Here is a 7,565-nt window from a genome sequence, read left to right as displayed (position 1 = left end):
ATCGGCATCGTGGTGTGTTTCGCCGCCTTGAACGCGCTTGAAAGCATCACTGCGCCGATGGCGCTGGCGTTGATCACCGGTGTTGTTCTGTCACCTCTTTCCGATTTTTGGGAACAGCGTGGGTACTCCCCGGTCGTGGGCGCTTTGGTGGGCATGGTAACGACGCTGGTAGTGCTTGCAGGGTTCATTCTGATTTTGCAGCCAATGATTTCGCAACTGGTCGAAACCGCGCCGAAGGTTTGGGCGGACATGCAGGATGTCGTTGTTCTGGTGCAAAAGCTGATTCGTGGTCTATCCGATGTGAAAGATGAAATGCAGAATGCGGTGGTGCCCGAGGCGAAAGCGGCGACCGAGGCCGCAGCCCCGGACGTGTTGCCAAGCCTGTCCGAGGCATTGATGATCGCCCCGGCGGTCGTGTCGCAAATTCTGGTGTTTTCGGGCGTCTTGTTCTTTTTCCTGATGTCGCGGCGTGACATTTACGATTGGGTTGCTTTGCATCTTTCGGGCAAAGGCAACCGCGCGCATATGGCGCTGACGCTGCGTCGGGCCGAACGGTCTGTCGCGCGCTATTTTCTAACGATCACACTGATCAATTTTGCTTTGGGCGCGGCAACCGGAACGGTTTTGCAGATCCTTGGCATGCCGGGGGCGGCGATGTGGGGGCTGCTCGCGTTCTTTCTGAATTTCGTGGTGTACCTTGGTCCGTTCACCTTCGCCGTCGTCATGCTGTTCGCCGGGGTAGGGGCGTTTGATGGCGGTCAGGCATTGCTGCCCGCTTTGTCATTTCTGGTGCTGAATACCATCGAAGGCCAGTTCGTCACCCCGGCGCTTGTCGGACGCCACATGCAGTTGAACCCGCTGCTGGTGTTCCTGTCGCTGATTTTCGGGATCTGGCTTTGGGGACCGATTGGCGGCATTGTCGCGATCCCGCTTCTGCTTTGGGTGGTGGTGTTGAGCGCCGGCCCCGAAGGAGCGCAGACTGCCGCCAAAGCGGCCTGAGGCCGGTCACTCAATGCGACAACATGCCTACATCGCGCCTTCCGGAATGAGTGGCACTTCAACCCCGAAATCCTGTGGCGCCTTGAGGTCATAGGGAAGCACGAAGCCACGCCGCTGTTCCGGGGCGGTCTTGGCATTCTGCCGAGCCAGTGCCGACCAGCTTGCCACTGCGGTTGCGTCGTCAAGAAGTTCGGGTTCCGCATCGTCCGGCAACCAATGCCGCATGACACGCTGGCGCAACTCCTCCACCTCGGGGCGCTTGGAAATGAACAACCCCGCTTCGGTATCCCAACGCAGGCTGCGCCCGTTGAGATTGGCGGAGGACACGATGGCGGCGTTGCGATCAAAGATGGAAACCTTGGCGTGGATATAGACAATCGGTGCGCCGTAAAGCTGCGCGCGGGTGCCTTTGCTTTGCGGTTCTGCGGCTTTAGGCTGTACCGGGCAGCCGACGAACAGCCGCGCGCCGAAGGCTTTTTGCAGCTTGCGCAACGCACGGGCCTGCAGAAACTCACCAAACCGCGCATCGAGGCCGCGGTTACCGTCAAACGCCACATCATCGGGCGCGGCAGTAAGCATCAGGATCATCCCCAGATCGGGCGTTTCCCGCGCCATGCGGGCGAAGAAATGCGCCAGCCGCCTGTCGCGGAAATATTGCGTTTCGATATAGATGAGGCGGCTTGCGCGTTTCGCCAACATCTCATGCGCTTTCGCGATGTCCTGCGCCACCGGGCGCGGGGCAAAAGCCATGAACGCGAACGCGCGCGGTTTTGACAGCGTGCGCAATAGGCGGCGCGGCTTTTCGGGCGCGGCTTTTCCGTTCGTCACGTCGCGGAAGGTTTCCAGATGCTGCTGCGCCTCTTTTACGACCGGACCGCGCACCATAAGCTGCACGTCATGCCATGTCTGCGCGCTTTGACGGTCATGGTCAGCGGTGTCAAAGCGCCGTTCGTTCAGGTCAAGCCCGCCGATATACAGCACGGCGCGGTCAATCACCGCGAGTTTCTGGTGATGGGTGACGGGGAAAAGGTGCGGCACCGGAAACGCGCAGGCGCGCAACGTACCATCCGGCGCCAGGCGCAGGTTTTGCAGCGCAATCGGTATTTCGCGCAGCATGGCTGTCCGCTCCGCCATCGGCATCTGGTTCAGGCGCGCGGCAATTTTCTTGATCTGGCTCCTTATCGCGGGCCAAACCAGAACGCGCGGCACTGACCCGATCTTGGCGCAATGGAGCGCCGGGGTTGCAGTCAGTTTACCGCTGCTTGGTCCGGAGGCCAGTTCCGCCGCAGCATTGCACATCCGGATACTGCGCCACGTTCCCCTGTGCAGATCAAGCGATGCCGCCGGGTCAAAATCGGCGATAACGATGTTGATGTTCACGCCGCGCCTCAGCGTATGGATAAACAGATCAAACCATGTCTTGCCGATAACCATCGCGTTCGCCGAACGGAGCCGGGTTTTGAGATCGAAGATTCGAAAACTCGCCCAGATTTCTGTTTTGGCGGCCAGAAAGGCGTGTTCCAAGGCCGGATAGGCCTCATCTGCGGTCAGCAAAACTTGAAAGGCGGGGCCGAGTTTGGCATAGGCGGGCATTGAATGGCGACCTTGGTTCAGTTCTTTGCATCAATGCTTCAACGTCATGGGGCGCAACGGGGTTCCTGTCAAACTGGAAAGCGGGTTTTCTCGATCCTCAGGCTGGTGCATTCGCATCACCCTGCGCCAGTTCCATCAGATCGAAGATTATGGTCGCCCGATACCGTCCGTCAGCAATCGCTTGCTCCAGCTTCGCGCCAAGCTGGCGCCCGAAGCCGATCATCAGCTGGGTGCCAAGGTCAACCTGAGTCGATTCCGGTGCATTTCGGGAATATTTGCCTTCCAGTTCTGCGATGATCGACAGTTGAAACTTGCCGTCAGAACGGCGTTTGAACGCAACATGTATCTGCGGGGTCTGTGCATCCAGATCGCCCAGATGTTGAATGGCCGTGTTGATCGCTTCCGTCAGCAGCAGCGCCAGCGGAACCGCCTGATCCGGAGTCATACGGACCGGATCAATATCATCCGTGATCGAAATTCCTCTCGCCGCCGGGCCTGCATCAACGTCGGAACGGCTTGCGATCTGCTGCAAAATGCTGTGCAACAATTCATCGGCGTGGATATCCGCCAGCCCAGAGGTTTGCAGCATCTCGCGGTGGACGCTTGCAAGGCTCAGCACCCGGTCCTGCAACGCCTTGAGCATGATGCGGACTTTCGGCACCTTCTCACGGCGGATTTGCATGCTCATGATCGAGGCGATCAGTTGCAGGTTGTTCTTGACGCGGTGATGGACCTCCCGCAGCAGAACTTCGCGTTCGTGGATGGCATATTCAAGCTCCGCCTCGTTGCGGATCACGTTGTCGGTCAGGCTTTCATAAGCCGCTGCAATCTCGCGGATTTCGAAGGCGGCGCCGTCCATTTCCACATCGTCGATAATGCGCGCACCCTGGGCAAACGCGGTGATCGAGGTCGACAGCCTTCGCACATGGCGGATGACCAGATATTCGACCGCCAGCCAGGACACGATCAGGCTGGCCAACCAGATCAGGCCGGGAACGAGGACAGGCGCGCCCAGTACGGCGGGCAGGATGTTTACACTGTCACTGGCATCACGGATGCCCAACGCGAAAACCTGTCCCGCGACCAAAGGGACTACGGCATAGACCCGCTCGGTATCATCATTTGCACTATCCGCGAAGGTGACCGGGTTCGGCCCGGTCAGGGCGGCAAGCGCTCGGTCTTTGGGCAGCAGACGCTGGGCATCTTCCATCGGCACGGATGCGGTCAACAGATCGCCGTCGATGTCATAAGTCAGCAGGTCCAACTGTTTTCGCTGGTTTTGTGGATGCGGCAGTGCCTGCATCTGTGTGTGCGGAATCGACAGAGCAACGTAGCCTACGCGATTCCGGTCGGTGTCATAGGCAGGTGCGGTGATCGTGAGCAGGTGCTGGTTGTCATCCTTGCTCTGGCCCTGAAGCAGGATGACGCCGTTATCCTCGTCCGATGCGGTTTTGAAAACGGCTTGATCAGAATAGTCTGCGCGCGCCTGCCGCGTTGAACAGGTGGTCACATTATCATTGCCCATCAGACCAACGAAGCTGAATTCTGGTCGTCCCGCCTGAAATTCCATTGCCATCTTGGTGCAGGCGGTTGCGTCACCTGCCAGCGGCGGCAAAATCAGCGCAAGGGCTTCTGCCGCGCCGACCACCCGGTTGATGTTGCGCAACTCCTCCCCCGCCGCCATCACGGTTTCACCCTTGAGCGCGGCTTGCGCCCGACCCCGCGCCTCGATCATCAGCGCCGAAGCGGTGTAACTGGCCGCGAGCGTCAGCGGAAACAGGACCACGGCCAGCAGGAAGGCGATCCGAAAGCTCAGCCGATCCGTCGTTGCACGCAGCAACCACATCGGCCCATGCGTCATGCTGCGGCCTCACCCGGTCTCCCTGTGCTTGATTTGGAGCCGATCGCCAAGGTCATATCGTTGTCGCCGCTCAAGGGGGTCTCGCCGGCTTTCAGTCCCAGCAGGTCGCACAGGCCCGCCCGGGCGCGGTTCGCGCGGCTTTTCACGGTTCCAACGGCAACGCCGGTCATTTCCGCTGCTTCCTCATAGGAAAAGCCGGATGCGCCGACAAGAATCAAGACCTCCCGATGGATTGGAGGCAGTTGATCGAAAGCAGTCAGAAAATCATTGAACGCCAGCTTGCCATCATGCGCCGGACGCTCAAACAACATACCCGCATAGACGCCATCGGGGTCCTGCACCTCTCGGCGGTGTTTGCGTTTGTGCGAAAAGAACGTATTACGCAGGATCGTGAAAAGCCAAGCGCGCAAGTTGGTTCCGGCCTGAAATTTGTCAATGTTGGTCCATGCCTTGACGATGGTGTCCTGCACCAGATCATCCGCAGCGGCGGTATTGCGCGTCAAACTGATGGCGAAGGCGCGCAGAGGTGCCAGATGCTCCACCAACTCATCCCTCGGATCCCCAGTTTGGGGGGTCGGTGATTTGCCGGTCATTTTGCACCGCTCTTTGCCCGAAGCTGGTCCAGAAGCTGGGAAAAGCGGTCCGGGATGTCTTCCAGCAGGGTTTTCCCGTATACTTTTCGCAGATTTTGATCAATCAGTAACTGCACGCTGTCGGTTTCCTTGGCTGTTTCGGGTTCCCTTTTTTTACTTTTTGCCATCACACATCCAATTCTGCACACTGCTATGGAACAAAACACCCGGCGATGAGTTAGGTTCCATATAAAATGGACATGGGAGCAAAAAAATATGCCTTCAAGCGTTGATGCCGTTCTGGTGGAGCAAATCGGAATATGCCTGCCCTTCTTGCGGCGGTATGCTCGTGCTTTGACCGGAAGCCAGCAATCGGGCGACAGCTATGCGGCGGCGGCGCTGGAATCCATCCTTGCCGATGGGCTCCCGATTGACGGCGTCGATGCGAAGGTTGCGCTGTTCCGGGCCTTCCATCTGGTCTGGACCAGCGCCGGCGCACCCTTGGGGGAGTCGGAAACCACGCTTTCTGATCGTGCGCAATCGCATATGTCCCGCCTGACCGCCAATTCGCGTGAGGCCTTGTTGCTCCACGCTATCGAAGGGTTCAACTTCGCCGAGATTGGCCAGATTCTGGACCTGAGCGCCGATGGCGCCGCCGAAAGCATCGGCATCGCGCGCGATGAAATGCGGCAGGCGACGACAGGCAGGGTTCTGGTGATCGAGGATGAGGCCATCATCGCAATGGATATCGAAGCGATTGTCGAGGAGCTGGGCCATAAGGTCACCAATGTTGCCCGGACCCGGCGGGAAGCGGTGGCTTTTGCCAGTGAGGAACGCCCAGACCTGATCCTTGCCGATATCCAGTTGGCTGACAACTCCTCCGGAGTTGATGCGGTGAATGACATTCTGGCGCAGTTCAATGCGATTCCGGTGATTTTCATCACCGCGTTCCCGGAGAAGTTGTTGACCGGAAAGAAGCCGGAACCGGCTTTCCTGATTACAAAGCCGTTCACCGAAGAACAGGTCCGATCAGCGGTCAGTCAGGCGATGTTCTTCGCATCTACCGAGACGTTGCTGACCTGAATCTTTCAAACGCCTTCCGGGTCCGGCACTGCGCCTGTGGCTTTGTCATCGCGGTGCCGGAACAGACTGCCTGCGACCCTTTGTCCGGTTTTTGCTTTGTATGCGCCGTGCCAAGGCGATTTCCCATTTCGAGGGAAGATCTGGCATTTCTGCACCTCACGGAAACGTGAAAAGCTGCCTTTTTTCAAGAATTTGTGACCAAGTGCGAACCGCAAACCAAGTTTGCACAGACGCGAAGGTGCCGCCGGGGAACCCGCACTGTTACCGCCAACATATTGCATTTCCTGATAAATCTCCTTGCCTTTGGGCTTCTGCTGGGCAACCCTCTGCGCAAGTTGGAGAGGGTCGATATGATTATCCGTGCAATTGACGGTCTGAATGAGGTGGTGGGTCGGGTCGTCGCGGTTGTCGCAATGATCTTTGCGGTCATCATCATTTATGACGTGTTCATGCGCTATGCGCTCAACAGTCCGACCCGTTGGGCGTTTGACGTGACCAAACAGCTTTATGGATTCTACTTCGTGCTTCTGGGCGGTTATGCGTTGCGGCACGGGTCGCATGTCAAGGTTGATCTGGTGACCGAGCGCCTGTCGGTGAATGCCCGGCGTTGGGTCGAAGCGGCGGGCTATGTGATCTTTTTCTTTCCCTTTGCCTATGTCTTTCTGACCCGAAGCTGGGAATTTGGCATGCGGTCCTATCATCAGGGCGAAACCACCTATGGTTCCATCCAACTGCCGGTTTATCCTCTGAAACTCGCCATGGCTGCGGCTGCGGCATTGTTGATGTTGCAAGGCATTGCGGAGTTTCTGAAACTCGTCCTCAACCGGCAGGAGCCGCTGCACAATGACGCCTGAATTTATCGCACTGGCCATGTTCGGGCTGCTGTTGCTGGGCCTGTTCATGGGGCATCCGCTTGCCTTTGTCCTTGGCGGGACGGCGGTTCTGGGCACGCTGATCGCCGGCAAGCCGATGGTTCTCGGCATCGTCATCAACCGGATTTTCGGCGACGTGCTGGACAATTACGCGCTCATCGCCATTCCGCTGTTCATTCTCATGGCACGATTTCTGTCTGACAGTGGCGTGACCGACAAGATGTTCGAAAGCCTGCGGTTGCTGCTGTCCAATGTGCGCGGCGGCTTGGCGCTGGCGGTCGTGTTCATCTCGATCCTGCTGGCCGCAACGACGGGGATCATCGGGGCGTCAATCACGGTCATGGGCGTGATGGCACTGCGTCCGATGCTGCAATATGGCTATTCACCGACGCTGACGACCGGGGTTATTGCCGCCTCGGGCTGCCTTGGCATCCTGATCCCACCCTCCATCATGCTGATCCTGATGGCCAGCTATTCGCCGCTATCGGTGGGGGAGTTGTTTGCAGGCGCTATGATTCCGGGCGTCATTCTGGGGCGGCTCTATGCCGTCTGGGTGGTGATCGTTGCCCTCGTCCGGCCCGATAT

Annotated in this window: 8 protein-coding genes; 4 read left to right on the top strand and 4 right to left on the bottom strand. The window is 58.4% G+C overall.

What is annotated here, in order from left to right; translation table 11 throughout:
- A partial coding sequence (locus tag L0H65_RS10670) for an AI-2E family transporter (protein WP_301458887.1) occupies window positions 1-999 on the top strand: 999 nt, incomplete at its 5' end.
- Window positions 1,000-1,026: 27 nt separating this feature from the next.
- Here L0H65_RS10670 and L0H65_RS10665 read toward each other — a convergent pair.
- The 4 genes from L0H65_RS10665 to L0H65_RS10650 all read right to left on the bottom strand — a co-directional run bounded on the left by L0H65_RS10665 (window position 1,027) and on the right by L0H65_RS10650 (window position 5,213).
- Window positions 1,027-2,592, bottom strand: coding sequence for a phospholipase D-like domain-containing protein (locus L0H65_RS10665; RefSeq protein ID WP_301458885.1), 1,566 nt, complete (start codon window positions 2,590-2,592; stop codon window positions 1,027-1,029).
- Window positions 2,593-2,689: 97 nt separating this feature from the next.
- On the bottom strand, window positions 2,690-4,453 hold the full coding sequence (locus L0H65_RS10660; RefSeq protein ID WP_301458883.1) for a sensor histidine kinase: 1,764 nt from the start codon (window positions 4,451-4,453) through the stop codon (window positions 2,690-2,692).
- Window positions 4,450-5,046 carry an RNA polymerase sigma factor gene (locus L0H65_RS10655; RefSeq protein WP_301458882.1) on the bottom strand — a complete coding sequence of 199 codons (597 nt, stop codon included), beginning with the start codon at window positions 5,044-5,046 and terminating at the stop codon, window positions 4,450-4,452. Before L0H65_RS10655 ends, L0H65_RS10660 begins: the two co-directional genes overlap by 4 nt.
- On the bottom strand, window positions 5,043-5,213 hold the full coding sequence (locus L0H65_RS10650; protein ID WP_301458881.1) for a NepR family anti-sigma factor: 171 nt from the start codon (window positions 5,211-5,213) through the stop codon (window positions 5,043-5,045). Before L0H65_RS10650 ends, L0H65_RS10655 begins: the two co-directional genes overlap by 4 nt.
- An 88-nt stretch (window positions 5,214-5,301) precedes the next feature.
- Here L0H65_RS10650 and L0H65_RS10645 point away from each other — a divergent pair, with 88 nt between their 5' ends.
- The 3 genes from L0H65_RS10645 to L0H65_RS10635 all read left to right on the top strand — a co-directional run.
- Window positions 5,302-6,108: a response regulator gene (locus L0H65_RS10645; protein ID WP_301458879.1), complete on the top strand. Its 807-nt coding sequence runs from the start codon at window positions 5,302-5,304 to the stop codon at window positions 6,106-6,108.
- A 350-nt stretch (window positions 6,109-6,458) separates the two neighbouring features.
- Window positions 6,459-6,962, top strand: coding sequence for a TRAP transporter small permease subunit (locus L0H65_RS10640; protein WP_301458878.1), 504 nt, complete (start codon window positions 6,459-6,461; stop codon window positions 6,960-6,962).
- The coding region (locus L0H65_RS10635; protein ID WP_301458876.1) for a TRAP transporter large permease subunit at window positions 6,952-7,565 on the top strand (614 nt) is incomplete at its 3' end. The genes L0H65_RS10640 and L0H65_RS10635, both read left to right, overlap by 11 nt.

Source organism: Pseudorhodobacter sp. (assembly GCF_030452865.1).
Classification (GTDB): Bacteria; Pseudomonadota; Alphaproteobacteria; order Rhodobacterales; family Rhodobacteraceae; genus Pseudorhodobacter.
This window is presented reverse-complemented; position numbering and strand designations above follow the sequence as displayed.

Excerpts from the sequence above, each read along its gene's own strand:
- L0H65_RS10665 (WP_301458885.1), bottom strand. The coding sequence starts at position 2,592 with ATGCCCGCCTATGCCAAACTCGGCCCCGCCTTTCAAGTTTTGCTGACC.
- L0H65_RS10660 (WP_301458883.1), bottom strand. The coding sequence starts at position 4,453 with ATGACGCATGGGCCGATGTGGTTGCTGCGTGCAACGACGGATCGGCTG.
- L0H65_RS10655 (WP_301458882.1), bottom strand. The coding sequence starts at position 5,046 with ATGACCGGCAAATCACCGACCCCCCAAACTGGGGATCCGAGGGATGAG.
- L0H65_RS10650 (WP_301458881.1), bottom strand. The coding sequence starts at position 5,213 with ATGGCAAAAAGTAAAAAAAGGGAACCCGAAACAGCCAAGGAAACCGAC.
- L0H65_RS10645 (WP_301458879.1), top strand. The coding sequence starts at position 5,302 with ATGCCTTCAAGCGTTGATGCCGTTCTGGTGGAGCAAATCGGAATATGC.
- L0H65_RS10640 (WP_301458878.1), top strand. The coding sequence starts at position 6,459 with ATGATTATCCGTGCAATTGACGGTCTGAATGAGGTGGTGGGTCGGGTC.